Origin of the sequence: Labedella gwakjiensis (genome assembly GCF_003014675.1) — a bacterium.
Lineage (GTDB): Bacteria > Actinomycetota > Actinomycetes > Actinomycetales > Microbacteriaceae > Labedella > Labedella gwakjiensis.
Genome location: NZ_PYAU01000001.1, coordinates 1163924 through 1190242, shown reverse-complemented (window position 1 = coordinate 1190242; position 26319 = coordinate 1163924). Strand labels below are relative to the sequence as shown.

Sequence of the window (26319 nt, the reverse complement as noted above, 5' to 3'; positions counted from 1 at the left end):
CCATGACCATCGCAGCCCCCACAGCCTCCGAGCGCACCGACCGGGCCACCACAGCGGCCCCTCTCGACGGGTTCCCGCACCGCACCGTGCACCTCGACTTCCACACCGGTCCGGCCGTCGAGGGCGTGGGCGCCGCCTTCGACCCCGACGCCTTCGCGCGCACCTTCGTCGAGGCCGGCGTCGACAGCGTGACCCTCTTCGCGAAGTGCCACCACGGGCGGCTCTACTTCGGAACGGACGACGGCTCGGCGACCGACACCGGTCGGCCCGAGCGACACCCGGGACTCGCGGGCGACCTCGATCTGCTCGCCCGCCAGGTCGACGCCCTCCACGCGGTGGGCATCCGCGCGCCCATCTACCTGAGCGTGCAGTGCGACGAGTACGCCGCCGACCTGCACCCCGACTGGATCGTCGTGGACGAGAACGCCCGCCAGGTGAAGTGGGGCGGATCCGCCTTCGTCGCCGGCTGGCAGATCCTCGACATGTCGAGCCCGTACCAGGACTTCCTCGCCGAGCAGGTGCAGGCCGTGATAGACCGGTTCGCCCCGCTCGACGGCCTCTTCCTCGACATGTGCTGGGACCAGCCGAGCTCCTCCGTGTGGGCGAAGGCCGGCATGGCGGCCGCCGGTCTCGACCCCGCCTCGGCGGACGACCGCGACGCGTACGCGCGCCGCGTCGCCCACGGGTACATGGCGCGGTTCCGCGACCTCGTCGAACCGCACCTCGCCGACGACGTCGACTCCGGCGTGTGGTTCAACAGCCGGCCCAAGACGGCGCTCGCCGAGGAATCCGACTTCGTCCGTCACATCGAGATCGAGGCGCTGCCGTCCGGCGGGTGGGGCTACAGCTACTTCCCGTACGTGTCGCGGTTCGTCCGTCCGCTCGACAAGCCCACGCTGAGCCACACCGGCCGGTTCTACAAGAGCTGGGGCGACAACGGCGGGCTGAAGCCGCACGCGGCGCTCCTCTACGAGTGCTCGCAGATCCTCGCGCAGGGCATGACGAGCGGCGTCGGTGATCTGCTGCACCCGTCGGGAGCGCTCAACCCCGTGACCTACGACCTCATCGGTTCCGTCTACCGCCACATCGAGGCGTGCGAGCCCTTCGTGCGCGGCGCGAAGCCCCGGGCCGACGTGGCCGTCGTGGTCGATCCCGCCCTCGGCGATGCTCCCGGCGCGTCCGGCTTCGGGGTGGTGCGCGCGCTGCAGCAGCTGCGTCAGCAGTTCGTCCTCGTGCCGCCCACGGCGGACCTCTCGGGGCACGCACTCGTGGTGATCCCGGAGTCGACGCCGATCGACGCCGAGCTCGCCGGGGCGCTGCGGGAGCGGATCGCCGCGGGAGGCGCAGTGTTCGTGAGCCGCGGCGCGCGTTCCGGCTCCGCGGGGCTCGAGCACCTCGACCTGCCCGGGATGTCGATCGAGGGCGACTCGCCGTTCAGCCACGTCTTCCTGCGACCGGCCGACGGCGTCCCCGGCGTGCACGGATTCGATCACGTGCAGTACGAGCCCACCCTCCGTCTGCGTGTGAGCGGTCAGGCGGAGTCGCTCGTCGACGTGGTGGAGCCGCTGTTCGAGCGCGAGTGGAACCGCTTCAGCGGCCACGAGTACACGCCGCCGCGGATGGACGCGTCGGAGTGGTCGGCCCTCGCGGTGACCGGGAGCGTCGCCGTGTCGTCGACCGCGGCCTTCGAGTCGTTCGGCGCCCACGGCGCTCCGGCGTACCGCGACCTCGTGCGCGCCGTTCTCGAGCGGCTCGTGCCGCGTCCCCTCGTGCGCGCCGGTGGGCCCGTGCACCTCGAGACCACCGTCGTGCAGACCGACGAGGCCGTCGTGGTCCACCTGCTGAGCTTCGTGGCCGCTCGGGTCGCCACCGCCACTGCCGCCCACGGTCCGGGGCAGCTCGGTCTCGACGTGGTGGAGGACGCCTTCCCGCTCGTGGACGTGCCGGTGTCGGTCCGTCTCGACGCGGAACCCGTGTCTGTGACCCTCGAGCCCGAGGGGCGCGAGCTCCCCGTCGAGTGGGCCGACGGCTACGCGACCGTCCGGGTCTCGACGGTCGACGGGCACGCGATGGTGGTGGCGCGCACCCGCTGAGGGGCTCATCTACCCGCGGGTTCCGCCGTCGGCTCAAGCTCCTAGCGTGCAGAGCCGCACAGGCATAACATCAGCGGCAAGCGCTCGGCGGTGACGGCCCGAACCGTCTCCGCGGCCCCACCGCCAGGTGATCTCCGTCCTTACAGGGCTGGGCCGAGGTCCGACCCCGAGCTGGCCCCGCCCCGCTGGGGTGGGGCCAGCTCCGCTGTCGCATCGGGGGAAGGCCGAACGGGCGAGTGGTTCTGGCCATCGCGTCGGACCCACCCCGAGTCCATCGCAACTCCCGGAAGGGGAGGGGCGGCTACTGACCGGTGCCGAGTTTCGGGGCGACAGTTCCTCGAGTGCGCTGTTCGTACTCTGTGATCGTCGCAGCGCGGGGAAGGATCAGCCAGAGTGCGAGGTAGACGATACCGATCAGTCCCCCAGTGAGGAGCATGAGAAAGACGCCGATCGTGCGGACCCAGTCGAGGCGGAGGTGACCGCGCGTGGCTATGCCGACGCAGATGCCGCCGAACCACTTCCCCTCGTCGATCCGGGACCAGAACCGGCGGCCGGGCGCGCTCTCGATCTGAGCGGAGTGATCCGGGTCGGGCTCGACGCTGCCCAGAGTACGGATGACCTCGGTCATCTGATGACCGTCGATCGTCTTCTCGGGTGAGCCGAGCAACTCGTGCAGCCGATCACCGAGTGAGGCTTCCACGTCACGGATGGTCTCGTCGGCATCGGGAGTGGTGGCGAGTTGTTTGCGGGACGAGGCCAGGTAGTCGACGAGCAGGCTGTGGGCCTCCGCGGTGAGGGGGAAGGTTCCGGCGTGGCCGCTGAGCCGCATGTGCTGGGTGTCCGACATATCAGTCTCCTACGTTCGTGAGGGTGTGAGTGAGGCTGGTCCAGTACTCACGAAACCGCGCGAGCTGCGTGTGCCCCTCGGCCGTGAGAGCGAGGTACTTCCTCGGCGGCCCGGACGTCGACTCTTGCCATTCGTGTTCGATCAGACCGTCTCGACGGAGTCTGTTGAGGAGTGGGTAGAGCGTTCCTTCGAGGACGGGAAAGTCGCAGGCGCGCAGAGCGTCGACGATTTCGGCGGCGTACCGGCGATGCTGTTCGATACTCGCGAGTACGAGCGGTTCGAGCATCCCCCGCCGGAGGGCGGCAAGCTTGGCATCTTCGGTCACGAAGCTACTGTTGCACGTTACAGTACCTGTTCACAAGTCAGACTCCCGGGGCGGGCTGGTGCCCGCGAGGATTCCCGTCAGCGCACGATGGCGGCGGCGGCGGACTCCCTCATCGCGGGGAAGGCGAGCAGCACCATGTCGACGAGGCGGTCGAGCGGACGGGTGAGCGGGTCGGTCGCGGGAAGGCCGAATTCGAGCTCGTAGTCGTCGATGACCTCGCCCACCTCGGCGTCGCTCATCTGCTCGTGGTTGATCGTGATCCCGATCACCTGTGTGTCGGCGAACGCTTCGATGAGCGCGATCTCGCTCGCGACGGTGGGCATCGGGACCATCGGGAAGTCGCCGAGCACGCGGCGCTTCGGAGCGTGCTGCACGATGACGCCGGCCGGTCGGCTGCCGCGCAGGATGTGGGCCGACGTGATGTAGGCGGGGTGGCTGAGGGCGCCCTGGCCCTCGACGATGATGACGTCGGGGTCCTCGCCCTCGAAGGCGGCGACGACCTGGTTCTCGACCTCGCCAGAGCAGAACTGGGGCACGAGGGCGTCGAGCGCGACGCCGTACTTCCCGCCCTGGATGATCGTGGTCTGACCGGTGCCCACGAGGACGGCTCGGATCCCCTGCGCGTTCAGGGCGTCGACGAGCAGGGTCGCGGTCGTGCGCTTGCCGATGGCGCCGTCGGTGCCGAGGATCGCGATCCGCGGGCACGTCACGTCGAAGATCCGGCCGGAGAAGAGGTGCAGGTCCTTCTTGTCCTTCGGACGCCGCACGTCTGTGATCGTCACGCCGGAGCGGAGCGCTGCGGCCACGAACTCGGCGTCGTCGTTGAGGAACTCGTGGAGGCCGTTGATGACGTGCATGCCGCGGGCGATGCCGTCGAGCAGCACCACGCGCTGCACCTCGGAGAGGAGCCCGTCGGCCGGGGCGACGCCGCAGATGAGGTAGTCGGGAACGCGCCCGGCGCTCGCGACCGACTCGTCGAGGCTCGCGAGCACGGGGATGCCGTTGGCGGTCCCGTCGAGGAAGAGCCCGGCGTCGACACCCGCGTGACCGCTGTCGATGACGCTCAGGATCTCGTACTTCTCCGAGTGACGGACGAGACCGTTCGCGGTCTTGCCGTCCTGCTCGCCGAACTGGCCCTCGCAGTAGACGACGGCGGTGGTGCCGAGGGGTAGGCCGGGGAGTTCGGACGTGGAGAGGGGCAGGGACGGGACGGACGGGGGCACGGTGGCATTCCTCTGATAGGTCAGAGGAGGCGACGGGATCGTGGCTGGGCCGGGTGGCACAACAGCGGGCGAGACGTCTTCCCTGAAACCGGCGACTGCCGGCGCTCGAACCATAGCAGCCGCATCTGACCGGCGGCCGGTGCGTCGCCCGCAGTAGCGTAGGAGCACTCTCGCGAAAGGTGTACTCGTGCCGGCCACCCAGTTCGACGTCGCCCAGCGCGCTGGGGTGTCCCAGCGCACGGTGTCGAACGTCGTCAACGGGGTGGCCTCTGTCGGTCCCGCCGTCCGTGAGCGGGTGCTGGACGCGATCCGTGAACTCGACTACCGACCGAGTCTCGCGGCACGCGGGCTTCGTGTCGGCCGGTCGGGACTGCTCCAGCTGATCGTTCCGGAGCTCGACGTGCCCTACTTCGCCGAGCTGGCGCGACACGTGGTCGCCTCCGCGGAGGAACGCGGGTACGCACTCCTCGTGCGCCAGACGCTCGGAAGCCCTGATCGGGAGAGGCTCACCCTCGACGACTCGGCCGGCGAGTACGTGGAGGGAACCATCCTCAGTGCCGTCGGCCCGGTCGACGAACTCCTGGCCGGTCGCGCCGCGAGGACGCCCGTCGTCCTGATCGGCGAGAGCACGGGGAGGGGCCTCGTCGATCACATCGGTATCGACGACGAGGCGGCGGCCTTCGCTGCGACGCAGCATCTCCTCGCCACCGGCCGCCGACGCGTCGCGTTCGTCGGAGCGGACCCCGCCTCTTCGCTGCGCATGGCCGCCCTCCGACGCGCGGGATACGGCCGCGCGCTCGAGGCCGCTGGCCTCGTCGTCGACGAGCGCCTCGTCATCCGGACCGCGTCGTACCACCGGCGGGACGGAGCCGAGGCGATGGCGGGGCTCCTCGACCTCGACGATCCGCCGGACGCCGTCTTCGCCGCGACGGATCTGCTCGCCCTCGGGGTACTGCATGAAGCGAACCGCCGAGGTCTGGCGGTGCCCGACCGACTGGCCGTCATGGGGTTCGACGGCCTGGAGGAGGGGGCGTATTCGTCGCCGACCCTCTCCACCGTGGCGCCGGACAAGCCGGCGATCGCTCGAGCGAGCGTCGCCGCGCTGCTCGACCGGCTCGGTGCTCTCGAGGAGGGTGGCGTGCCGCGACCGCCCGTCGACGTCCCGGTGCCATTCACCCTGGCGCTGAGGGGATCGACCGCCCGCTGAGCGTGCCGCGGCGTCTGCCCGAGGAGCGAACAGGGGTCTGTACTACGTAGCATTTCGCGTGGTACCGTGCGGGCGACGCCTCTCGGACGGCCGTCTCGCATCGCAGTCGGTGTCGTTCGGACAGCTCACGCACGAGCGCCGGGCGCCTTCCACCTCGGAGAAGGGAACGCGAATCATCATGGACACGACCAGGCGGAGCAACGGTGCCCGCCTCGGCCTCCACGTCATCCTCGTGACGTTGCTGGCTGCACTCGCCCTCGTGGCCGGGCCATCGCCCGCCCAGGCCGTCACCCCGGCCACCTGCGACATCGCCGCCACCGGCGGCACCCCGTGCGTGGCCGCGTACAGTTCCGTGCGCGCCCTCTACGGCTCGTACAACGGGCCGCTCTACCAGGTCTCGCGACAGTCGGACGGGTCGACGTTCGACGTCTCGACGCTCACGACCGGCGGCTACGCCAACGCCGCGGGGCAGGACACGTTCTGCGCCGGGACCGTCTGTCTCGTGACGATCATCTACGACCAGTCGCCGAAGGACAACGACCTCACCATCGCACCCGTCGGGCTCGCGGGCTCAGGCAACTTCGGCGTGCGCGCCGACGCCCTGCCCGTCGTCGCCGAGGGGCACAACGTGTACGGACTGCTCTTCGACGCCGGCACCGGCTACCGCAAGCTCGTCGGCAACGACGTGCCGACCGGTGCGCAGCCGGAGTCGATCTACGCGGTGCTGAGCGGCACATACATCACGCAGGTCGACCGCTGCTGCTTCGGCTTCGGCAACGCCGAGACGGTCCCGGACAACACCGGCAGTGCGCACATGGACTCGCTGAACATCTCGACCGTCTGCACGGCCCCGCCCTGCAGCGGCGTCGGGCCGTGGTGGCAGGCCGATCTCGAGAACGGCACCTTCATGAGCGGGGGCGCGAGCAACCCGTCCAACATCGGCATGGGCTGGAACAAGCCCTTCGTGACCGGTGTGCTCCGCAACGACGGGACGACGAACTTCGCGCTCGACGGCGGTGATGCCAGGGCGCCGGCGCTCACCTCCCTCTACTCAGGCGCGCTCCCGCCCGGCTATGCGCCGATGAAGAAGGAGGGCGGCATCGTCCTCGGCATCGGAGGGGACAACAGCAATGCGGCCTCCGGAGCGTTCTTCGAGGGCGCGATGACCACGGGTACGATGTCGAACGCCACGGTCGCGAGCGTGCAGAGCAACATCGACGCCGTCAACTACACCGGAACGACCGGCGGTGGGACGGGAGTTCCCGTCGCCTACCCAGCGGGAGGCCAGTGCCTCGACGTCGCGGGGAGCGACACCGGTGGCAACGGCTCGGCCGTGACGATCGCCGCCTGCACGCACGACGCCGTCGATCAGCGATGGACGACGACCAACGGCCTCGTCACGGGGCCGCTGAAGTCGCTCAACCGCTGCATGGACGTCGCGGGCGGTGGAACGGCCTCCGGCACACTCGTGCAGTTGTACGACTGCAACGGCAATGCCGCTCAGGTCTGGACGCAGCAGACGAACGGAACGCTCCTCAACCCGTCGTCCGGCAAGTGCCTCACGAGCCCGGGTGGCAGCGTGGTGAGCGGAACCCAGCTGGTGATCGACACGTGCAGCGGGGCCGCCTCCCAGCGGTTCTGGGTGGCCTACCCGCACCGGCCGATCAACGCGCCCGGTGGGAAGTGCCTCGACGTGGCCGGTGCCAACAACGGCACGACCGGCACCGACGTCGTCATCGGTCAGTGCAAGCGCGAGGAGGCTGACCAGTACTGGCGGCAGAACGCCGACCAGACGATCACCTCCCTGGGTCTCTGCCTCGACATCGACGGCAACGCGACGGCGTCCGGTACGCAGGTCTCCCTGTGGACGTGCGGGTCCGTGGGCGGGCAGAAGTGGGTGCAGCAGGACAACGGCTCGCTGCTCAATCCGCAGTCCGGGCGGTGCCTGACCGCGCCGTCGACGGCGAACGGGACGGTGCTCGAGATCCGAGACTGCACGGGGGCGGCGAACCAGAGGTTCCCCGCGATCGGCGGCCAGGCGTACAACTCCGGCGGTCACCCCGTGAATGCGCCCGGTGGGAAGTGCGTCGACGTCGTCGGCGACGACCAGTACGGCAACTGGTTCGGTGTGAACGTGCAGCTGTGGGACTGCCTCCCGAGTGCGGCCGACCAGCACTGGATCTACAAGGCGGACGACCAGACGCTCCGCACGCTCACCCGGTGCCTCGACATCAAGGGCAACGTGACGACGGCCGGCGCCGACGTCCACCTGTTCAACTGCAACGGAGTGGGTGGACAGAAATGGGTCCAGCAGCCGGACGGCACGCTCAAGAACCCGCAGTCGGGGCTCTGCCTGACGGCCACGGGTGGGGCGACGGCGAACGGGACGATCCTCGAGATCCAACCGTGCACGGGAGCGGCGTCGCAGAAGTTCGCCGTGACGCCCTCCGTCGCGCTCAGCCCCGGCACGCGCGTGTCGCTCCAGGCGACGACGTCGTGCTGCACGTCGAGCTACGCCCGTCACGCCTTCGGCAACGGTCTGCTGTCGGGGGTCTCCGCGGGGAGCTCGAGCGGGGACAAGTCCGACGCGACGTGGATCGTGCGGCCCGGCCTGTCGAACCCGTCGTGCGTGTCGTTCGAGTCCTCGAACTTCGCCAACGGGTATCTCCGACAGTCCAGCTCGCAGATCCGGCAGCAGACGAACGACGGGACGGCCGGTTTCGCGACCGACGCCACGTTCTGTCCGATGCCGGGCAAGAGCGGACAGGGTGTCTCCCTGCAGTGGGTCGGCAACTCCGCACTGTTCCTCCGCCACTACAACGGGACCCTCTATCTCGCCAGTAACGGCGGGACGAACGCGTGGGACGCCGCGGCGACGTGGGCGACCGACGTGAGCTGGGCACCCGTCTCGCCCTGGGTGTCCTGAAGCGAGGAACGGCTGGGCCGGTCGAGGACCCTGAGGGGGCTCGACCGGCCCAGCCGTCGTCGTGTCCGGTGCACGAGCGGCAGCCGGAGGCGATGCCCTCGCCCTTTCGCGATCAGGTGGTCGCCGCGTCGCCCGTCACGATGCGGCGGATCTGCTCTATCGGCGCCTTCGGCGAGCGGTCTGCGCGCAGCAGCCCGTTGGTCTCCTGACCGGTGTCGGTGAGCTGGGTGTAGCAGAAGCCGGAAAGCAGGGGAGACGCCGACACCGCCCCCACGATTCCCGACACGCGTTCGGCGAAGTCGACGGCGTCGGTGGCCGAGCTGTAGCCCCACGCGCCGTCGACCTCCTCGTCGATGTAGCTGACCCCTCCGAACTCCGTCAGCATGACCGGTTCGCCCCGATCCTCCTGGCCGACGGAGATGCGGCGACCCGCGGGACCCATGTCGGCGAGCATCGCGTGGAACGCCTCGATCGAGCCATACCGGGAGGCGAGCACGACCGGGTCGGCTTCGTAGTCGTGGACCGTCCAGATGTCGGAGTCGGTGTGCTCCCATCCGTCGTTCGAGATGACCGGCCGGGTCGTGTCGAGGCTGCGGGTGAGTTCGACGATGCCCCGGCTGAACGCCTGCTGCCGCGGGTCGTGCGCGATGTGCTGGACCCCCCAGCTCTCGTTGAGCGGCACCCAGGCGACGATCGAGGGATGGGATCGGTCCCGCTCCACGATCTCGGTCCACTCGGACACCAGGGCGGCGACCGCGCGGGGCGAGAACTCGTAGGCGCCGGCCGTCTCCCCCCAGATCATGAGTCCCAGGCGGTCCGCCCAGTGGAGGAAACGGGGATCCTCGGCCTTCTGGTGCACACGTGCCGCGTTGAACCCCAGCTCGATGATGAGTTCGACCTCGCGGCGGAGGGCCGCAGCGTCGGGAGCGGCGAGGTGGGATTCCGGCCAGTAGTTCTGGGCGAGGACGGAGCGGAGGAAGACGGGGCGGTCGTTGAGAAGGAAGCGGCGGGAGGCCGTCCCGACCGATCGCAGGCCGAGGTAGCTCGAGACCGCGTCGAGCGGTTCCGTCCCGCCGTCGACCGTCACGGTCGCGTCGATGAGGCGCGGGTGCTCGGGGCTCCACAGGAGTTCCTCGTGCTGCTGTCCGTTGCGCTGACGGGCGAGGTGCAGGCTGATCGACGTAGTGGTGTCGAGCAGCCGCACACGCATGTCGGCCAGGTGGAGGTCGTCGAGGGCGAGCGAGACGGTCGCCCAGAGATCGCCGACCGGACGTCTGGCGAGGGCCAGGTCGAGGTCGACCCGGCCGGAGGGCAGGTCGTACTCCCAGGAGAGGGCCTCGACGCGGTCGGCGGGGACGCCCTCGAGCCAGACCGGCTGCCAGATGCCCGTCGTGCGGTGGTACCAGATGACGTGGGGATCCTCGCGCCAGTCCTGCTTGCCGCGGGGGACGGCCACGTCGTGCGGGTCGTCGACCGCGCGCACGACCACGACGTTGTCGCCCTCCGATGTCAGGACGTCCGTGACGTCGAACGAGAAGGGTGTCTGGCCGCCCACGTGCCGGCCCACGTGCGCGCCGTTGACCCACACATCGGCCGTGCGGTCGACCGCCGCGAAGTGGAGAAGCGCCCGACCCGAGCCGGAGTACCCGGCGGCCGAGAGGTCGGACTGGTCGAATCGGCGTCGGTACCAGGCGACCAGGTGGAACCCCTTGTCGTCGATCCCGGACGCCGGTGACTCCGGCGGATACGGCACGACGATCGTGCGGTCGAACTCCACGGAGTCGGGGAATGCCGCGGGGTCGTCGCCGAAGGCGAAGTCCCAGTCGCCGTCGAGGCTCTGCCAGGAGGATCGCAGGAGCTGGGGGCGCGGGTGGGTGCCGTCCTGCCGCGATGCAGGGGGAGGGGGCGTGGTCATGTGCTCGCTCGCTTCACGATCTCGAAGGGGATGGTCATCTCGATGTCTCGGTTCTCCGCGTCGGAGGCCTCGTTCAGGAGGAGGTCGAGCGCGCAGCGCGCGATCGCGTCCGTGTCGGGAGAGACGGTGCTGAGGGCCGGCGAGCTGAAGCGGGCCTCCTCGATGTCGTCGAATCCCATGACGGCAACGTCGTCGGGGATGCGCAGCCCGCGTTCCGTGAACTCGTGCATCGCGCCCAGGGCGAGGAGGTCGTTGAAGGCGAAGACCGCGTCGAACTCCGCGCCGGCGTCCAGGAGGGAGGACGCGGCTGCGGCGCCGTCGGCCCGCACGAACTGGTCGACCGTACAGACGAGGGACTCGTCGAGGGGGATGCCGGCGGCGTCGAGGGCGGCCTTGTACCCCTCGAGGCGCAGATCGGCGGTCTCGGTGGCCTGTCCCGTCTGCGCGCCGATCGCGGCGATCCGCCGACGCCCGGAGGCGATCAGATGCGCGGTCGCGGCCTGCGCGGCCGCGATGGAGTCCACCGCGACGTGGGGGAAGGGGCTGACCCCGATGTGCTCGCCGAGCAGCACGATGGGCGTCGTGTCGAGGCGGTCCGACAGGTCCTCGGCGGTGAGCGCGAGCGCGCTCAGGATGAGGCCGTCCATGACGGGGATGCCGACCCCGTTGCTGATGCGGCGTTCGGCCTCCGCCTGGCCGTTGGTCTGATTGACGAGCACCGTGATGGATCGAGCCTCCGCTGCGCGCACCAGTGCGGATGCGAGCTCCGCGAAGTACGGCTGCGCGAGGTCGGGCAGGGCCACAGCGATCATCCCGCTCCGCCCGCTTCGGAGCTGACGAGCCGCGGCGTTGGGCCGGTAACCGAGTTCCTTGATGGCGCTGCGGACACGGGCTTTGAGCTCCTCGGTCACCCAGCCGGTGTCGTTGACGACGTTGGAGACGGTCTTCGCGGAGACGCCGACGTGCTCGCCGACGTCCTTCAGGGTGATGCGGCTCATCAGCGACCTCTCTCCGCGGCGGATCCTGTTCTTCAACGATTACCATGCCAGACCCGTTCTCTCTTGTCCAACGATTACCGGCCGTGTATAACTGGTTCCTACGCACGTCTGTTCAACGTTGAATAGAACTATCGAAGGAGATGTCATGCGGAAGCACCACGGCAGCGCCCGGACCGGATCGTCCCGGCGCCGGCCGAGCCTCATCGCCGCGGCCGTCGTCGCCACGGCGGCGACTCTCGCCGTCAGCGGTTGCGCCGGCCAGGGCGCGCAGCAGAACACGGAGAACGACCCGAACGCCAAGGTGACGCTGTCGTTCTGGAACGGATTCACCGGCCCGGACGGCCCCGCGCTGCAGCAGGTCGTCGACGACTTCAACGCCTCGCAGGACCGCATCACGGTCGAGACGAACATCATGCCGTGGGACACCCTCTACTCGAAGGTGCTCACCGCCGCCGCGGGGAACGACGGCCCCGACATCGTCGCGATGTCCGCCGGCCGCATCCCGCAGTACGCCGACGAGGGACTCTTCCAGCCCCTCGACGACTACTACGAGAACGCCGACTTCGATTCGGACGCCCTCGCCCAGGCCGCCGTCGACGCCTCCGTCTTCGACGGCCAGAACTACGGCGTCCCCGTCAACATCGCGACGATGCTCATGTACTACAACAAGGACCTCTTCACGAAGGCCGGCCTCGACCCCGAGAAGCCGCCGACCACGTGGGACGAGTTCGCGGCGATGGTGCCGAAGCTCACCGTCGACGACAACGGCGACGGCAAGCCGGAGCAGTACGCCATCGCCCTCGCCGACCACGAGACGGTCCCCATGTTCCAGCCCTTCCTCTGGAACGCCGGCGGCGGACTCGTCTCCGAGGACGGCACGACGTCGGAGCTCGCCTCGGACGGATCGCTCGAGGCGCTCAACTTCTGGGTCGACCTCGTCAAGGATCAGAAGGCCTCGCCGATCGGGCTCGCGGGCGCCGACGCCGACAAGCTGTTCACCACCGGCAAGGCGGCGATCGAGATCGTCGGACCGTGGATGACGACGGGCTTCGAGGACGCCGGTCTCGACTTCGGTCTCGCACCCGCCTTCGCCGGACCGTCCGACGACGTGAGTCTGGCCGACGTCGTGTCCATGTCGGTGCCGGCATCGGCCGACGAGACCACCAAGCAGGCGGCATACGAGTTCTTCGCCTACTGGAACTCCGAGGAGGGCCAGAAGACGTGGGCGGAGGGGTCCGGCTTCCCGCCGACGCGTTCCGACGTCTCGTCGCAGGTCACCTCGAATCCCTACCCCGCGATCTTCGGCGACCCGTCGGTCATCGACAACTCGCGGACCCTCATGCCCGGGATCGCCGCGGGAACGACCATCAACGACACGATCTTCTACCCGACGCTGCAGAAGGCGCTCAACGGTGAGGGCACGGTCGACGAGCTCTTCACCGCCGCATCGGAGCAGGTCCAGGCGGAGCTCGACAAGTAACACGGTCGAAGAAGACCACGGGTGTGGGGTGGAGGCGCCGCGAGGTGCCGCCACCCCACACCCTGGAGGAGAAGGATTGATGACGATTCTGGACGAGGCGCCGCCGGCCACCGGGCGTGAACGCCCCGTACCGCCGACGCGGCGGAGCTTGAAGCCCTCCAAACGGCGGTCGGTCACGGCATGGCTGTTCCTGGCTCCGTCCCTCGCGGTCCTCGCCGCGTTCATGGTCTACCCCATGATCCAAGCGGCGTACCTGTCGATGACGGACTACAACCTCATCCGCGCCGCGGAATGGGTGGGTCTCGACAACTACGTCGAGCTCTTCCAGGACGCCTCGTTCTGGAACGCGTTCTGGAACACGGTGCTCTACGCCGTCGTCGTGACACCCATCACGGTGGTGCTCGCCCTCGCCCTCGCGATATTCCTCGACCGGCAGTTCGTGGGGCGGGCGTTCGTGCGCACCGCCATCTTCCTGCCGTTCATCGTGTCGCTCGGCATCATCGCGATCGCCTGGGCGTTCCTCATGGACCCGAACATCGGTCTCGTGACCTACTGGCTCTCCCAGGTGGGAGTGGTCTCCTCCCAGGGCATCCTGAGCGACCCGAACTGGGCCATGCCGGCCGTGATGTTCGTAGGCGTGTGGAAGAACGTGGGCTTCTACATGGTCATCTACCTCGCGGGACTGCAGTCCATCCCGCAAGAACTGCGCGAGGCGGCACGTCTCGACGGCGCCGGTGCCTGGCAGCGCTTCCGCCACGTCACCCTGCCGCTGCTGTCGAACCAGACGATGCTCGTGTCCGTCATGGCCCTCATCGCGACGCTGCAGGCCTTCGATCAGATCTACGTGATGACGCACGGCGGCCCGTACTTCAAGACGGAGACACTCGTCATGCTGATCTACCGCGAAGGCTTCCAGGAGCTGCGGTTCGGCTACGGCGCCGCGATCTCGTGGGTGCTCCTGCTCTTCGTCTTCCTGCTCTCCATGATCCAGTACGGCTTCTTCCAGCGTCGACAGGTGAGGTTCTGATGGCTACGACGATCGAGAAGATCCCCGTGACGATCCACCGGGACCGTCCGCCGCGACGTCGTGGCCCGTCCTACATGAGCACCAAGAGCATCTGGACGTGGGTGACCGCCATCGCCGGCATCGTCATCGCGCTCGGCATGCTCCTGCCGATCATCTGGATGGTCTTCACGGCCTTCAAGCCCGAATCGGACATCGTGAGCTTCCCGCCCACGCTCTGGCCGCGGGAGCTGACGATCGAGCACTTCGTCAACGTCTGGGACCGCATCCCCTTCGCGCGCCTCTACGTCAACACGATCGTCTTCGCGGGATCGGTCACGATCATCTCGCTCTTCCTCGACTCGATGGCGGCGTATGCGCTCGCGCGTATCGACTTCCGCGGTCGGGGGTTCGTGCTCGTGCTCATCCTGCTGCTGCTCATGCTGCCGTTCCAGGTGACGCTCATCCCGCTGTACGACTTCCTCAACAGCCTCGGGCTCACGAACACCCTGCCCGGCATGATCATCCCGCGCATGACCAACGCGTTCGGCATCTTCTTCCTCCGGCAGTTCTTCCTCTCACTGCCGAAGGACCTGGAGGAGGCGGCGCGTGTCGACGGGGCCAGCGAGTGGCGCATCTACTGGGGCGTCATCATGCCCCTCGCGCGGCCCGCCCTGCTCACACTCGGGTTGTTCCACTTCCAGTACAACTGGAACGACCTGCTGTGGCCGCTCATCATGTCGTCAGACGTCGCCTCCGCGACCCTCCCGGCCGGTTTGTCGCTCTTCATGGGACAGCACGTCGTGGAGTACGGCCTGCTGATGGCGGGATCGCTGCTCGCGCTCCTCCCCGTCATCGTCTTCTTCCTCCTGATCCAGCGCAGCTTCGTCGCGGGGATCGCCACCACCGGGCTCAAGTGACCCGCAACAGTAAGGACAGCAAGGACATCGTGTCGACGCACAACTGGATGACCGACGGCCGCCTCCACATCGGAGTGGGGATCGAGGACACCTTCGTCCCGCAGGAGCGGATGGGGGCGAGGGGCATCGACGAGTACGAGCTCACCCAGCACTACATGCACTGGCGAGAGGACCTCTCGCTCGCGGCGGAGGCCGGAGCCGAGTACCTGCGGTGGGGCATCCCGTGGTACCTCGTGGAGCCGAGGCCCGGAGAGTTCGACTGGCGGTGGATCGACGAGGTCGCGGAGCACACGCGCTCCCTCGGGCTGCGGGTGGTCGTGGACCTCATGCACTACGGCACGCCGCTGTGGCTCGACAACCAGTTCCTCAACACCGACTACCCCGAGAGGGTCGCGGCCTACGGTCGTGCGGTCGCCGAGCGGTACCGCGGCGTGTGGGACGACTTCACGCCGCTCAACGAGCCCGCGATCAATGCGGAGTACTGCGGCGAGCGCGGGATCTGGCCGCCCTACCTCTCCGGCCAGGACGGCTGGGTGAAGATCATGGTCGCACTCGCGCGGGGCATGGTGCGGACGCAGCAGGAGATCCTCGCGGTCAACCCGGACGCTCGCATCGTCTCGGTCGACGCGGGCTTCCGCTGGGAGGGCGACGGGACGCCGCTGCCACTCGACCTCATGGAGGAGCGACGGTTCCTCTCGCTCGATCTCACGATGGGCCGGGTGGGAGACGACCACGCACTGCACCCCTATCTCACCGGGCACGGCGTCACCGAGGAGCAGCTGGCCTGGTTCCGTGACAACCCCGTGTTCCCCGACGTCATCGGCGTGAACTACTACCCGGGTTTCACGACGGTGCGTTACGTCGACGGCAAGACCGAGCCCGTCGAGGCGGGGGTCGTGGGGCTGCGCGATCTGCTGCAACTGCACGTCGACCGATACGGGTTGCCGGTCGCGGTCACCGAGACCTCACGCGGAGGCGACGTGCCGTCGCGGGTGCAGTGGCTCGAGGAATCGATCGCCGAGATCGAGTCGCTGCGCGACGGAGGCATGGACATCGTCGGCTACACGTGGTTCCCCTTCATGACCCTCGTGGACTGGCTGTACCGTCACGACCTGAAGCCGGCGGACGAGTGGTTCATCCACATGGGTCTCGTCGACCTGGAGCGCGAACCCGACCGCAACCTCGCACGCCGGAAGACGCCGGCCTTCGCTCGCTTCCAGGAGGTGGTCGCCGCCCTCGGCGACGACACCGGCGACGGCGCCTGATCGGAGTCCACAGGGCCTGAGGTGATCGCCCGGGAAGGTCCCGGTCAGACTTCGGTACTGGCGCGGACGATGATCTCGTACGGCACCGTCACGGCTCGCGGCGGGGCCGTACGGGCAGACATGCGGTCCTCGAGCAGGCGCAGCGCCTCCTCGGCGAAGGCGCGGCGGTCGAGGCGCACGGTGGTGAGCGCCGGGGAGGCGTAGGCGGAGAGCTCCACGTCGTCGAAGCCCGTGACGAGCACGTCCTCGGGCACGCGCACGCCTCGCGCGTGGAGGGCGTGGAGCACCCCGATGGCCAGGGAGTCGGTGAAGGCGACGACGGCGTCGAAGCGCACTCCGCGTCCGATGAGCTCGTCCACGGCTGCCGCCCCGGCGGCCGTGGTCCACGGGAAGGGGTCGATCTCGAGGGCCTGGTCCCGGACGATGCCGGCCTCGGCGAGTCCGTCGAGGTGACCGGCGAGCCTCACACGGCTCGTCGCCGTCGCGACCTCGGCCCGCTCGGTGTCGCCGCCCACCACGGCGATTCGCCGTGCGCCCCGAGCGATCAGGTGACGAGCGATGTCGCGGGATGCTCGCCGGCTGTCGATGAGGACGCGGTCCGTGAGCTGCTGTTCGACCTCGCCGATGAGCACGACGGGAGGCAGGTGCTCGGTGTGCTCGACGACGCTGTCCTCGAGCCGGATCGGGTTGAGGATGAGCCCGTCGATGAGGTGGGCCCGCGCCCGGGAGAGCAGCTCCTCCTCGCGACCCGGTTCGGCGGCCGTCTCCTCCACCTGCACGGCGAAGCCGCGTTCGTGGGCGACCTCCACGATGTGGTGCAGGAGGTCGGCGGAGAACGGGGTGGCGAGGTCGGGCAGGGCGACGGCGATCGTGCCCGAGCGGCCGTTGCGCAGACCCCGGGCGCTGAGGTTGGGGACGAAGCGCAGCTCCGCCATCGCGGCCTGGACCCGCTCGACGGTCTCCGGTCGGACGAACACGGTGCCGGTGACGACGTTCGAGACGGTCTTCGGCGACACGCCCGCGAGGGCGGCGACGTCCTTCATCGTCGCCCGCGCCATTCCTGCCATGTGCTCAGGATAGGGGAGAGGGTGCCCGTACTTGCTCAGCGTCGAGCCGTGTGGAGTCAGAGCTTCGGAGCCGGAAAGTCCGCCCATTCGTCGGGCGCCTGCTCGTCGCCATCGGGCGCGAGATCGTCCGAAATGATCGTTCGAATGTACTGATCGAGATACGGGAGTGAGAACTCGACATATCCATGTCCGGCCTTCTGGACGTAGCCCGAGTCGATGAGCCTGTTCTTGTACACCTGAACGTATTGAGCAGAGACACCCATGTTCTGGACGATGTTCTCCATCTTCGCTCGGCCATTGTCCAGCGCCATCGTCATCGCCTTCACGAACTCCTTGTCGACATCGGACAGGTCGAGGTACACCTTGCTGATCACTCGACTGTTGATGGCTCGAATCGCTCGTTCGAATGCCACCTCGGCATCGCTCATCTCTATCGTTGGTTCGCTCGGGCGAGCACGCCATGCGTAGTCTCCGACGAGTTGGATGAGGTACGGGTATCCCTGTGAGATCTGGGCCAGCCGCCGCAGTGCATCGTCGGTGATCGAGCGTCCACCGATACGTATGGTTTCCTTGAGCACCCTCATGGTCTGCTCCGGGTCAAGCCGACGGAAGTCGACGTCACGAGAGCGTCGGAGGAACGTCGTGTGCTCCTGCTTGAGCAGTTCGTCGAGATTCACCTTGATCCCGGCGAACACGATCATGATGTTCGCCCCGTCTGAAAGGGCATGTGAGACCTGAAGCGCGAACTTCGACAGTTCGCGAAGTCGGACTTTTCCCGACGAGACCTCGTCGATGGTGATGAGAATCCCTCGCTGATCGACGGCGTTCGACAACGCCACCAGATCATGACGCAGCTGCGGCTTCACCTCGCGCTGGCGGCTCTCGTACTCCCAAGCCGCATTGAATTGCCAGATACCGAGGGACGTGAGATGCGCCTTGGCGCCGGAGTCGAGAGTGTTGATCAGCTGAGGGATTGTGGTCTCCATGACGCGTTCCATCAGGCCGCTGCTCGCATCATCGCTGATGACGAGCCAGCCCTTTTCCGCAGCGGCATCTTTGAGAAGCGTCAGCATGGAGGTCTTGCCCGCACCCCTCAGACCTGCCACCAGCACGGAGTGGTTCTCACCGAAATCCATCGTCGTGAAGACGTCAGTCAGCTCTTCGATGTCCTTCTCATGCCCGCCGAAGACGAGCGGCTGTTTGCCGTAGCCTGGATTGAACGGGCTGTTGTAGTGTTCCTGCGCTGTATTCGTCATGAGCACCTCGTCAAAATCGTATTTATTTTATTTACTTTAGCTCGATCACGAGTCATCCGCTCCGGTGTTAGCGTTGATGGTGCGGCCTCGAAGCCGACCGCACGGGCGGTCAGGTGAGTCTGTCGGGGTGCCGCAGCCGCCGAATCACAGGAGCTTCTTCGTGCCACTCAACGTCATCCATGTCGGCCTCGGTGGTTGGGGAGGCAACTGGGCGCAGATCGCCATCCCGAGGGTGCCGGACGTCGAGGTCGTCGGCGTCGTCGACATCGATGCGGACACGCGCACGAGTGTCCTGAAGGCGATCAAGCGTCCGGAGCTGCCGGGCTTCGCGTCACTCGGCGAGGCGCTCGCCGTCGTCGACGCCGACGCCGTCGTCATCACGGCGCCGGCGGTGACCCACGTTCCGCTCGCCCTCGAGGCGCTCGACGCCGGGAAGCATGTGCTCGTCGAGAAGCCCTTCGCCAACACCGCGGAGGAGGCCGCCGTCGCGGTCCGACGTGCGGCGGAGAAGAACCTCGTGATGCAGGTCAGCCAGAACTACCGCTTCTACCCGGCGCCGCGCGCGGTGCAGCGGCTGCTGGCGGCCGGCGAACTCGGCGAGCTCTCCGCGATCAACATCGACTTCCGCCAGTGGGACAACGACGCCGCCTACGCGGCGAATCGGCACTACAAGTTCCCGCACCCGCTCATCAACGACATGGCGATCCACCACTTCGACCTTCTCCGCAAGGTGACCGGTCAGGAGGCGGTGAGCGTCTACGCGAAGGTGGGCGACCCGTCCTTCAGCAAGTTCGACGAAGAGGCCTCCGCCGTCATCGTCATCGAGCTGGAATCGGGCCTCGTGGTGAGCTACCGCGGCAGCTGGGTGAGCCGTGGCACGCCCACGGCGTGGGCCGGCGAATGGGCCATCGACGGTGAGAAGGGCCAGATCGAGTTCACGAGCCGGCTCGGGGACAACCCCGCCGGCGACCGGGTGTCGCTCCGTCGTCCCGAGGGGAAGCCCGTCGCGGTCGACCTCGAGGACATGCCGCTCTGGGGGCGGTCCGCCGGCCTGCAGCACTTCGCGCAGGCGATCGCCGCGGGCACCGTGCCGGAGACCGCCGGAGCCGGCAACCTCGGGAGCCTCGCCCTCATGGAGGCGGCGGCGCGCTCGGCGGCGTCCGGTCGCACGGAGAGCGTCGTCATCCCGATGGTCTGATCGGCTGCCGACCGCTCCGGAAGGGGCTACGTCTTCAGTCGGCGGTGATGCGCGCGAGCACCGTGGTGGGGGAGACGGGGTCGCCGGGTGACGGGGCGTCGTCCGTGAGACGGACGGTCCCGGCGACGGGAGCGACGACGGTCGTCTCCATCTTCATCGCCTCGACGACGGCGATCGTGTCGCCCTGGTCCACGGCCGCGCCGTCCTCGACGGCCCAGCGCACGAGGGTGCCGGCCATCGGCGCGAGGACGTCTCCGTCCTGAGAGGCGGCGGCCCCCGTCGCCCCCGGAGCGAAGGCGGACGCCGTGCCGACGCCGCTCGCGAACGACCCGGCCAGGGCCGCGGGGAGTCGCAGCCCGAGCCGTCGCCCGTCTACTTCGATCCACGACGACACCACGTCGGGTTCGGCAGGTTCCTCCGCGAGAGACTGCGGGGGCGTGCGGTCGGCGAACGTCGTCTCGATCCACTGCGTGTGCACGGCGAAGCCGTCTTCCGCGGTGAAGTCGGCGTCGTCGAGCACGGCGCGGTGGAACGGCAGCACGCTCGCGACGCCTTCGATGCGGAACTCCGCGAGGGCGCGTCGCGCGCGAGCGAGGGCCGCGTCGCGATCCACTCCGATGACGATGAGCTTCGCCATCATCGAGTCGAAGCGTCCGGACACCTCGGAACCGGATTCCACTCCCGTGTCGAGGCGGACGCCGGGACCGGTGGGCGGCGCAAAGGTCGTGATGGTGCCGGGTGTGGGCAGGAATCCGCGCGCCGGGTCCTCGGCGTTGATGCGGAACTCGATCGAGTGCCCGCGCACGGACGGGGTCTCCGTGATGGACAGCGGGAGCCCCGCGGCGATCCGCAGCTGCTCGCCCACGATGTCGACGCCCGTGGTCTCCTCCGTCACGGGGTGCTCCACCTGCAGGCGCGTGTTCACCTCGAGGAACGAGAGGAGGCCGTCGGCGCCGAGGAGGAACTCGACGGTCGCGGCGCCGCGGTAGTCGGCGGCTGCGCAGATGTCGCGAGCGGACGAGAGCACGCGGTCGCGCTGCTCGTCCGTCAGGAACGGGGCCGGTGCCTCCTCCACGAGCTTCTGGCTGCGGCGCTGGAGCGAGCAGTCGCGCGTGCCGAGCGCGACGACGTTGCCGTGATCGTCCGCGAGCACCTGAGCCTCCACGTGGCGGGGGCGTTCGAGGTAGCGCTCGATGAAGCACTCGCCCCGGCCGAACGCCGCGACGGCCTCGCGGCCGGCGGCCTCGAAGAGCTCGGCCACCTCGTCGAGGCGCCGCGCCACGCGCATCCCGCGTCCGCCGCCGCCGAACGCGGCCTTGATCGCGATGGGGAGGCCGTGCTCCTCCGCGAAGGCGATGGCCTCGGCGGCGCTCGCGACGGGATCGGTCGTGCCGGCGATGAGCGGTGCGCCCACGGACTCCGCGAGCTTGCGGGCCGAGATCTTGTCGCCGAGAAGCTCGATGCTCTCGGGGCTCGGGCCCACCCACGTGAGTCCGGCATCGCGCACGGCTCGGGCGAAGTCGGCGCTCTCGCTGAGGAAGCCGTAGCCGGGGTGCACGAGGGTGGCGCCGGACGCGCGCGCCGCCTCGATGATCTTGTCCGCGTCGAGGTAGGTCTCCGCGCCGGTGACGCCGCCGAGCCCGTGGGCCTCGTCGGCGAGGCGCACATGCAGCGCGTCGGCGTCTCCGTCGGCGTAGACCGCGACGGACGTGTAGCCGTGGTCGGCGCAGGCGCGGGCGATGCGCACGGCGATCTCGCCCCGGTTCGCGATGAGGACCTTGCGGGGGGCGTGAGCGGTCATCGGGGGTCCCTTGGTTCGGTGTCGGGGAAGGTGGCGTCGCCGATCTCGGCGAACGGAGAGCGGACGCGGAAGCGCACACGAGAGCCCACGGGCAGCTGGCCGGCGAGCGCGACCTGCTCGGCCACGACGGCTCCGATCACGGGGTAGCCGCCGGTGAGCGGGTGGTCGGCGAGGAAGAGGACCGGCTGCCCGTTGGGTGGGATCTGCAGGGCGCCCGCGACGCAGCCTTCGCTCGGGAGCTCGTCCGTGCGTTTGCGCTCGACCGGGTCGCCGGCGAGGCGCACGCCGACGCGATTCGACTGGGGCGTGACATCCCACGTCTGACCCGTGAGGGCGTCGACGGCGTCGGCGCTCAGCCAGTCGGTGCGCGGACCGAGCACGATGTCGAGCACCGTCTCCTCGCCTGCGCGGGGCAGTGGTCGATCCGGCGCGGTCTCTGTCGTGACGATGGAGCCGGCGGACGCGGGCCGCACGCCGAGGACACGGCCGGCGGCGATCGGGTCAGGGCCGACACCCGAGAGCGCGTCGGTCGCGAGGCTGCCGAGCACGGGGTCCTCCGCGAAGCCGCCGCGCACAGCGAGGTAGGAGCGCACGCCCTCCGTCGCCATCCCGAGGCGGAGCTCGTCGCCGTCGTCGAGCGCGATCGGGGAGTGGAACGCGGCGGGACGGCGCTCGCCGCCCGAGCGGACGACGGTGAGAGGGACGGCTGCGCCCGCGACGGCGACGACCTGGGCGCCGTGCGCCCGCACCTGCAGTCCGCCGACCACGACCTCGAGTGCGGCCGCCGCGGCGTCGTTCCCGACGATCCGATTCGCCGCGCGGAGCGAGACGGGATCGAGCGCCCCCGACGCCGACACCCCCATGCTCGTGAACCCCGTGCGGCCGAGGTCCTGGAACACCGTCTGCAACCCGGAGTTCACCACCTCGAGTCCGCGTACCTCCCTCTCCGCGTCACGGTGAGCGCTGGGCGTCGCCTGTTCGCGACGCTCGGCGCTCGATGTGACGATCTCGGTGACGTCGCTCGCGCGCGACGCGTCCACGAGGTCGAAGCGGACGCGGTCGCCCGGTTCGAGGAACGCGGGGCGTTCGCGTCCGAGGTCCCACATGGGCAGGTCGGTCGTGCCGATGAGCTGCCAGCCGCCCGGGCTCTCCCGCGGATACACGCCGCTGTAGGTGCCGGCGAGAGCCACGGACCCGGCGGGGATGCGGGTGCGCGGCGACGATCGGCGGGGAACGTCGAGCAGCGGGTCGCCGCCCGTGAGGTAGGCGAACCCGGGCGCGAAGCCCACGAACGCCACGGTGTACTCCGACTCCGTGTGCCGACGGACGATTTCGGCGGGCGAGACGCCGAGCAGCTCGGCGACCTCCGCGAGATCCTCCCCGTCGTACCGCACGGGGACGCGTCGCAGCGGGGCGTCGCCCGCACGGACGGCGTCGAGCGGTCGCGTCCGCACCTCGTCGGCGATCCGCGCGGCCGACACGGCGCTCGGGCGGAAGATGATGAGGAGAGTGCGGGCGCCCGGCACCACGTCGACGATCCCGTCGATCGGCTCGGCCTCGAGCGACGCCGCGAGGGCGAGCGTCTCGTCGAGGTCGGCGAGTTCGACGAGGACCGCGTCGTCGCGGACCGGGAGCACGCGGACGGTCACGAGGGGACGACGCTCCCCGTCGCCGACGCCCGTCCGTCGCCGCTGAGCCCGCTCCCGCCGAGGGTGGGAGCGAACGACTCGATCCCGATCCCGGCCTCCGTGAGCGCCTCGCGCACGCGCGCCGCCATCTCGGTCGCACCGGGGCTGTCTCCGTGCACGCACAGCGAGTCGGCGCGCACGGAGACGACGCTGCCGTCGATCGCGGTGACGGTGCCCTCGGTCACGAGTGTCACCATGCGGCGGGCGATGTCGTCCGCGTCGTGCAGCACCGAGCCCGGCTCGCGCCGGGACACGAGCGTGCCCTCGGGCGTGTAGGCGCGATCGGCGAAGGCCTCGGTGGCCGTCGGCAGACCCCGCGCCTCCGCCTCGCGCAGCACGACGCTGCCCGGCAGGCCGAGGAGCACGAGCCGTGCGTCGACGGCGGCCACGGCCTCGACGACGTCCCGCGCCTGCCGCTCGTCGTGCGCGATCATGTTGTAGAGCGCACCATGCGGCTTCACGTACGTGACCTCGCCGCCCTCCGCTCGTGTGATCGCCTGCAGCGCCCCGATCTGGTAGATCACGTCGGCCACGAGGTCGGCGCTCGCCACATCCATGTTCCGCCGTCCGAAGCCCGCCAGATCGCGGTAACCCACGTGCGCGCCGATGGTCACGCCCGACGCGACCGCGCCGCGCACCGTCTCGCGGATGCCCACGGGGTCGCCCGCGTGGAAGCCGCAGGCGATGTTCGCGCTCGACACGATCTCGAGCATGCGGGCGTCGTCGCCGAGCGACCAGCGCCCGAAGCCTTCGCCGAGGTCGCTGTTGAGGTCGACGGTCATGGTGTCCTCCGTTGTCCTGTCGTGCTTCGGTGGTGCGGGTGGCGGGGATCAGCCCGTGATGAGGGCGAAGATCGGGCCGACCGCGTTCACGGCCATGTACCACGTGACCGCCGCGGCGAGCGTCCCGATGATCAGGAGCCACTTCGGGTAACGGTACCCACCGAGCACCTTCGGTCGGAACCAGCCGATGTACATGAAGAGGGTGAGGCCGATCGGCAGGATGAGGCCGTTGAGTCCGCCGACGAAGACGAGCAGCGTGGCCGGCGCCGTGCCGAGCGCCAGGTACACGGCGAGCGAGACGACGATGAAGCCGACGGTCCAGTAGTCGGCCACGCGGCCGACGATCTTCTTCGAGAACACGGGGAGGAACGACACCGAGGTGTACGCGGCGCCGATGACGCTCGTGATCGCGGCGATCCAGAAGATCGCGCCGAAGATGCGCAGCCCGGCCTCGCCGGCCGCGGACTCGAAGGCCTGAGCGCCGGGGTTTCCGGTGGTGTCGAGGACCACGCCGCTCGCCACGACGCCGAGGATCGCGAGGAAGAGGACGTAGCGCATCACGCCGGTCACGAGGATGCCGCTGAGGGCCGCGCGGTTGACCTCCTTGATGTTCTCGACGCCGGCCGTGCCGCTGTCGAGGAGCTTGTGAGCGCCGGCGTAGGTGATGTAGCCGCCGACCGTGCCGCCCACGATCGTGGTGATGGTGGCGAAGTTGATCTCGTCGGGCCACACGGTCTGGCGGATCGCGTCGCCCATGGGCGGCTGCGAGATCACGGCGACGATCACGGTGAGGACGATCATCACGATGCCGGCGATCACGACCACGCGATCGACGACGACACCCGCGCGCTTCACGAGGAAGATCGCGATGCCGATCGCCGCGCTGATGATGCCGCCGATCTTCGGGTCGATGCCGAAGAGCGTGTTGAGTCCGAGGCCGGCGCCGGCGATGTTCCCGATGTTGAAAACGAGCCCGCCGAGAACGATGAGGACGGCGAGCACGTAGCCGCTGCCGACGAGCGCCTCGTTAGCGAGCACGCTCGCGCGCTTGCCCGTCACCGTGACCATGCGCCAGATGTTGAGCTGCACGGCGAGGTCGATGAGCACCGACGCGAGGATTCCGAACGCGAACGCCGCACCGAGCTGGGCCGTGAAGGTGGCGGTCTGCGTGATGAAGCCGGGGCCGATGGCTGACGTGGCCATGAGGAAGAGGGCTCCGAGGAGGGAGCGGCGGCGCGACTTCGCGAAGGCCTTGAGGTCCTCGGGCGTCGCCGCGGCCGGTGTGGTCGATTCGGTCATTGTCCAGATCCTGTTCGAAGAGATGGTGCCGATGGTGGCCGAAGACGGAACGGGGCAATGCCGGCCGGGGGTGCGACCCAGACTAGAACTGTCGAACACGTGAAGGGAAGTTGTTGAACGATCTTTCGTGTAAAGAGTTCGTTACGTCGATGTTTCGTTCCTCGATCCCGTGGGGGTGGTGCCGGGTAGGCTCCGAGCATGACTCAGCGCCCCGCGGCATCCCGCGCCGTCGTGCCCCCCTCGTCCGACGACGAGGTCCTCGATCGCGCCGAGACGGTGGCGGCGGGCATCCGCGCGGCGATCATCTCGGGCGAGTACACGCCCGGTTCGCGCCTCTCCGAGGCGGCTCTCGTCGAGGACTTCGGTGTCTCGCGGAACACGCTGCGCGAGGCGCTCCGCATGCTGACGCAGGAGGGGCTGCTCGTGCGGAGGCCGCACGCCGGCGTGATCGTGGCGGTGCCGTCGCTCGCCTCGATCATCGACATCTATCGGGTGCGCCGCATGATCGAGGTGCAGGCGCTGCGGTCCGCGCCGTCTCGTCACCCGGCCGGACGCGCCCTCTCCGCCGCGGTCGATTCGGCGCTCGCCGCGCGCGAAGCGGGTGACTGGGCCACGGTGGGCACCGCGAACATGGAGTTTCACCGTGCGATCGTGTCCCTCGCCGACAGTGCGCGGCTCGACCGCGTCTACGCGAACGTCTCAGCGGAGCTGCGGCTCGCCTTCGGTCTCGTCGACGACCCCGAGTACCTGCACGCGCCGTACGTGGACCGCAACGTGAGCGTGCTGCGCTCCTACACGGATGGCCGTTCGGACGAGGCGGCCGACGATCTCGACGCGTACCTCGTCCAGTCGGAGCGCACCCTCCTCGCGGCCTACGCCCGCCGCGACCGCGACGCCCACTGACCGGGGCAGGTCAGGGTCCGTCGAGCGCTGGTCACCCGCACCGGCCGGGCGACGGTCCTTCGGGTCGTCGAGGGTGCTGCGACGGCCGTCCTTCATCAACCGGCGCACGTTTGGTCAACCGGC

Annotated in this window: 20 protein-coding genes; 9 read left to right on the top strand and 11 right to left on the bottom strand. The window is 69.1% G+C overall.

Features of this window, described 5'->3' with window-relative positions:
* Positions 1-2 precede the first annotated feature (2 nt).
* The gene (locus CLV49_RS05575) at positions 3-2093 is read left to right on the top strand and encodes an alpha-L-fucosidase (protein ID WP_106562643.1); all 2091 of its coding nucleotides are present in this window, start codon (positions 3-5) and stop codon (positions 2091-2093) included.
* A 301-nt stretch (positions 2094-2394) separates the two neighbouring features.
* Here CLV49_RS05575 and CLV49_RS05570 read toward each other — a convergent pair whose 3' ends face one another.
* The 3 genes from CLV49_RS05570 to CLV49_RS05560 all read right to left on the bottom strand — a co-directional run bounded on the left by CLV49_RS05570 (position 2395) and on the right by CLV49_RS05560 (position 4488).
* Positions 2395-2940 carry a PspC domain-containing protein gene (locus tag CLV49_RS05570; protein WP_106562642.1) on the bottom strand — a complete coding sequence of 182 codons (546 nt, stop codon included), beginning with the start codon at positions 2938-2940 and terminating at the stop codon, positions 2395-2397.
* Position 2941: 1 nt separating this feature from the next.
* Entirely contained in the window at positions 2942-3265 is a 324-nt protein-coding gene (locus tag CLV49_RS05565; RefSeq protein ID WP_208019873.1) for a PadR family transcriptional regulator, read from the bottom strand.
* 77 nt (positions 3266-3342) lie between these two features.
* Positions 3343-4488 (bottom strand): N-acetyltransferase DgcN family protein, encoded by a 1146-nt coding sequence (locus CLV49_RS05560; RefSeq protein ID WP_243696741.1) that lies wholly within the window; start codon positions 4486-4488, stop codon positions 3343-3345.
* 187 nt (positions 4489-4675) lie between these two features.
* Here CLV49_RS05560 and CLV49_RS05555 point away from each other — a divergent pair, with 187 nt between their 5' ends.
* Both CLV49_RS05555 and CLV49_RS05550 read left to right on the top strand, forming a co-directional pair.
* The gene (locus tag CLV49_RS05555) at positions 4676-5695 is read left to right on the top strand and encodes a LacI family DNA-binding transcriptional regulator (protein WP_106562640.1); all 1020 of its coding nucleotides are present in this window, start codon (positions 4676-4678) and stop codon (positions 5693-5695) included.
* Positions 5696-5873: 178 nt separating this feature from the next.
* Positions 5874-8621, top strand: a complete 2748-nt coding sequence (locus tag CLV49_RS05550) for an arabinofuranosidase catalytic domain-containing protein (protein WP_127054476.1) — start codon at positions 5874-5876, stop codon at positions 8619-8621.
* Between the two features lie 112 nt (positions 8622-8733).
* On the opposite strand, the gene CLV49_RS05545 is transcribed toward CLV49_RS05550, so the two are convergent.
* Together CLV49_RS05545 and CLV49_RS05540 are read right to left on the bottom strand one after the other, a co-directional pair.
* The gene (locus CLV49_RS05545; RefSeq protein WP_106562638.1) at positions 8734-10536 is read right to left on the bottom strand and encodes a glycoside hydrolase family 2 protein; all 1803 of its coding nucleotides are present in this window, start codon (positions 10534-10536) and stop codon (positions 8734-8736) included.
* A complete protein-coding gene (locus tag CLV49_RS05540) occupies positions 10533-11534 on the bottom strand; it encodes a LacI family DNA-binding transcriptional regulator (protein ID WP_106562637.1) in 1002 nt (333 codons plus the stop codon). The genes CLV49_RS05545 and CLV49_RS05540 overlap by 4 nt, the downstream gene beginning before the upstream one ends.
* A gap of 145 nt (positions 11535-11679) precedes the next feature.
* Here CLV49_RS05540 and CLV49_RS05535 point away from each other — a divergent pair, with 145 nt between their 5' ends.
* The 4 genes from CLV49_RS05535 (at position 11680) to CLV49_RS05520 (ending at position 16202) form a co-directional block, all read left to right on the top strand.
* Positions 11680-13014, top strand: coding sequence for an ABC transporter substrate-binding protein (locus CLV49_RS05535; protein WP_106562636.1), 1335 nt, complete (start codon positions 11680-11682; stop codon positions 13012-13014).
* Positions 13015-13093: 79 nt separating this feature from the next.
* Positions 13094-14041 (top strand): carbohydrate ABC transporter permease, encoded by a 948-nt coding sequence (locus tag CLV49_RS05530; protein ID WP_106562635.1) that lies wholly within the window; start codon positions 13094-13096, stop codon positions 14039-14041.
* Positions 14041-14937, top strand: coding sequence for a carbohydrate ABC transporter permease (locus tag CLV49_RS05525; protein ID WP_243696740.1), 897 nt, complete (start codon positions 14041-14043; stop codon positions 14935-14937). Before CLV49_RS05530 ends, CLV49_RS05525 begins: the two co-directional genes overlap by 1 nt.
* Positions 14934-16202 carry a family 1 glycosylhydrolase gene (locus CLV49_RS05520; RefSeq protein WP_127054474.1) on the top strand — a complete coding sequence of 423 codons (1269 nt, stop codon included), beginning with the start codon at positions 14934-14936 and terminating at the stop codon, positions 16200-16202. The genes CLV49_RS05525 and CLV49_RS05520 overlap by 4 nt, the downstream gene beginning before the upstream one ends.
* A gap of 44 nt (positions 16203-16246) precedes the next feature.
* Here the strand turns inward: CLV49_RS05520 and CLV49_RS05515 are convergent, their stop codons facing one another.
* Positions 16247-17269: a LacI family DNA-binding transcriptional regulator gene (locus CLV49_RS05515; RefSeq protein WP_106562633.1), complete on the bottom strand. Its 1023-nt coding sequence runs from the start codon at positions 17267-17269 to the stop codon at positions 16247-16249.
* A gap of 56 nt (positions 17270-17325) precedes the next feature.
* Positions 17326-18525, bottom strand: a complete 1200-nt coding sequence (locus tag CLV49_RS05510) for an AAA family ATPase (protein ID WP_106562632.1) — start codon at positions 18523-18525, stop codon at positions 17326-17328.
* Positions 18526-18685: 160 nt separating this feature from the next.
* On the opposite strand from CLV49_RS05510, the gene CLV49_RS05505 reads away from it, so the two are divergent.
* Entirely contained in the window at positions 18686-19723 is a 1038-nt protein-coding gene (locus tag CLV49_RS05505) for a Gfo/Idh/MocA family protein (RefSeq protein ID WP_243696739.1), read from the top strand.
* A 34-nt stretch (positions 19724-19757) separates the two neighbouring features.
* Here CLV49_RS05505 and CLV49_RS05500 read toward each other — a convergent pair whose 3' ends face one another.
* Genes CLV49_RS05500 through CLV49_RS05485 form a run of 4 tightly spaced genes read right to left on the bottom strand, consistent with a single transcriptional unit; the run spans position 19758 to position 25293 of the window.
* Positions 19758-21524, bottom strand: a complete 1767-nt coding sequence (locus CLV49_RS05500; protein WP_106562630.1) for an acetyl/propionyl/methylcrotonyl-CoA carboxylase subunit alpha — start codon at positions 21522-21524, stop codon at positions 19758-19760.
* A complete protein-coding gene (locus CLV49_RS05495) occupies positions 21521-23173 on the bottom strand; it encodes a 5-oxoprolinase subunit B/C family protein (protein ID WP_106562629.1) in 1653 nt (550 codons plus the stop codon). The genes CLV49_RS05500 and CLV49_RS05495 overlap by 4 nt, the downstream gene beginning before the upstream one ends.
* A complete protein-coding gene (locus tag CLV49_RS05490) occupies positions 23170-23994 on the bottom strand; it encodes a LamB/YcsF family protein (RefSeq protein WP_106562628.1) in 825 nt (274 codons plus the stop codon). The genes CLV49_RS05495 and CLV49_RS05490 overlap by 4 nt, the downstream gene beginning before the upstream one ends.
* 48 nt (positions 23995-24042) lie before the next feature.
* The gene (locus CLV49_RS05485; protein ID WP_106562627.1) at positions 24043-25293 is read right to left on the bottom strand and encodes an NRAMP family divalent metal transporter; all 1251 of its coding nucleotides are present in this window, start codon (positions 25291-25293) and stop codon (positions 24043-24045) included.
* A 198-nt stretch (positions 25294-25491) separates the two neighbouring features.
* Here CLV49_RS05485 and CLV49_RS05480 point away from each other — a divergent pair, with 198 nt between their 5' ends.
* Positions 25492-26196, top strand: a complete 705-nt coding sequence (locus CLV49_RS05480) for a GntR family transcriptional regulator (RefSeq protein WP_106562626.1) — start codon at positions 25492-25494, stop codon at positions 26194-26196.
* Positions 26197-26319 lie beyond the last annotated feature (123 nt).

Coding starts and splice junctions, on each gene's coding strand:
- CLV49_RS05480 (WP_106562626.1), top strand. CDS start 25,492: ATGACTCAGCGCCCCGCGGCATCCCGCGCCGTCGTGCCCCCCTCGTCC.
- CLV49_RS05485 (WP_106562627.1), bottom strand. CDS start 25,293: ATGACCGAATCGACCACACCGGCCGCGGCGACGCCCGAGGACCTCAAG.
- CLV49_RS05570 (WP_106562642.1), bottom strand. CDS start 2,940: ATGTCGGACACCCAGCACATGCGGCTCAGCGGCCACGCCGGAACCTTC.
- CLV49_RS05550 (WP_127054476.1), top strand. CDS start 5,874: ATGGACACGACCAGGCGGAGCAACGGTGCCCGCCTCGGCCTCCACGTC.
- CLV49_RS05575 (WP_106562643.1), top strand. CDS start 3: ATGACCATCGCAGCCCCCACAGCCTCCGAGCGCACCGACCGGGCCACC.
- CLV49_RS05530 (WP_106562635.1), top strand. CDS start 13,094: ATGACGATTCTGGACGAGGCGCCGCCGGCCACCGGGCGTGAACGCCCC.
- CLV49_RS05500 (WP_106562630.1), bottom strand. CDS start 21,524: ATGACCGCTCACGCCCCCCGCAAGGTCCTCATCGCGAACCGGGGCGAG.
- CLV49_RS05510 (WP_106562632.1), bottom strand. CDS start 18,525: ATGACGAATACAGCGCAGGAACACTACAACAGCCCGTTCAATCCAGGC.
- CLV49_RS05525 (WP_243696740.1), top strand. CDS start 14,041: ATGGCTACGACGATCGAGAAGATCCCCGTGACGATCCACCGGGACCGT.
- CLV49_RS05515 (WP_106562633.1), bottom strand. CDS start 17,269: ATGGCAGGAATGGCGCGGGCGACGATGAAGGACGTCGCCGCCCTCGCG.
- CLV49_RS05490 (WP_106562628.1), bottom strand. CDS start 23,994: ATGACCGTCGACCTCAACAGCGACCTCGGCGAAGGCTTCGGGCGCTGG.
- CLV49_RS05535 (WP_106562636.1), top strand. CDS start 11,680: ATGCGGAAGCACCACGGCAGCGCCCGGACCGGATCGTCCCGGCGCCGG.
- CLV49_RS05540 (WP_106562637.1), bottom strand. CDS start 11,534: ATGAGCCGCATCACCCTGAAGGACGTCGGCGAGCACGTCGGCGTCTCC.
- CLV49_RS05545 (WP_106562638.1), bottom strand. CDS start 10,536: ATGACCACGCCCCCTCCCCCTGCATCGCGGCAGGACGGCACCCACCCG.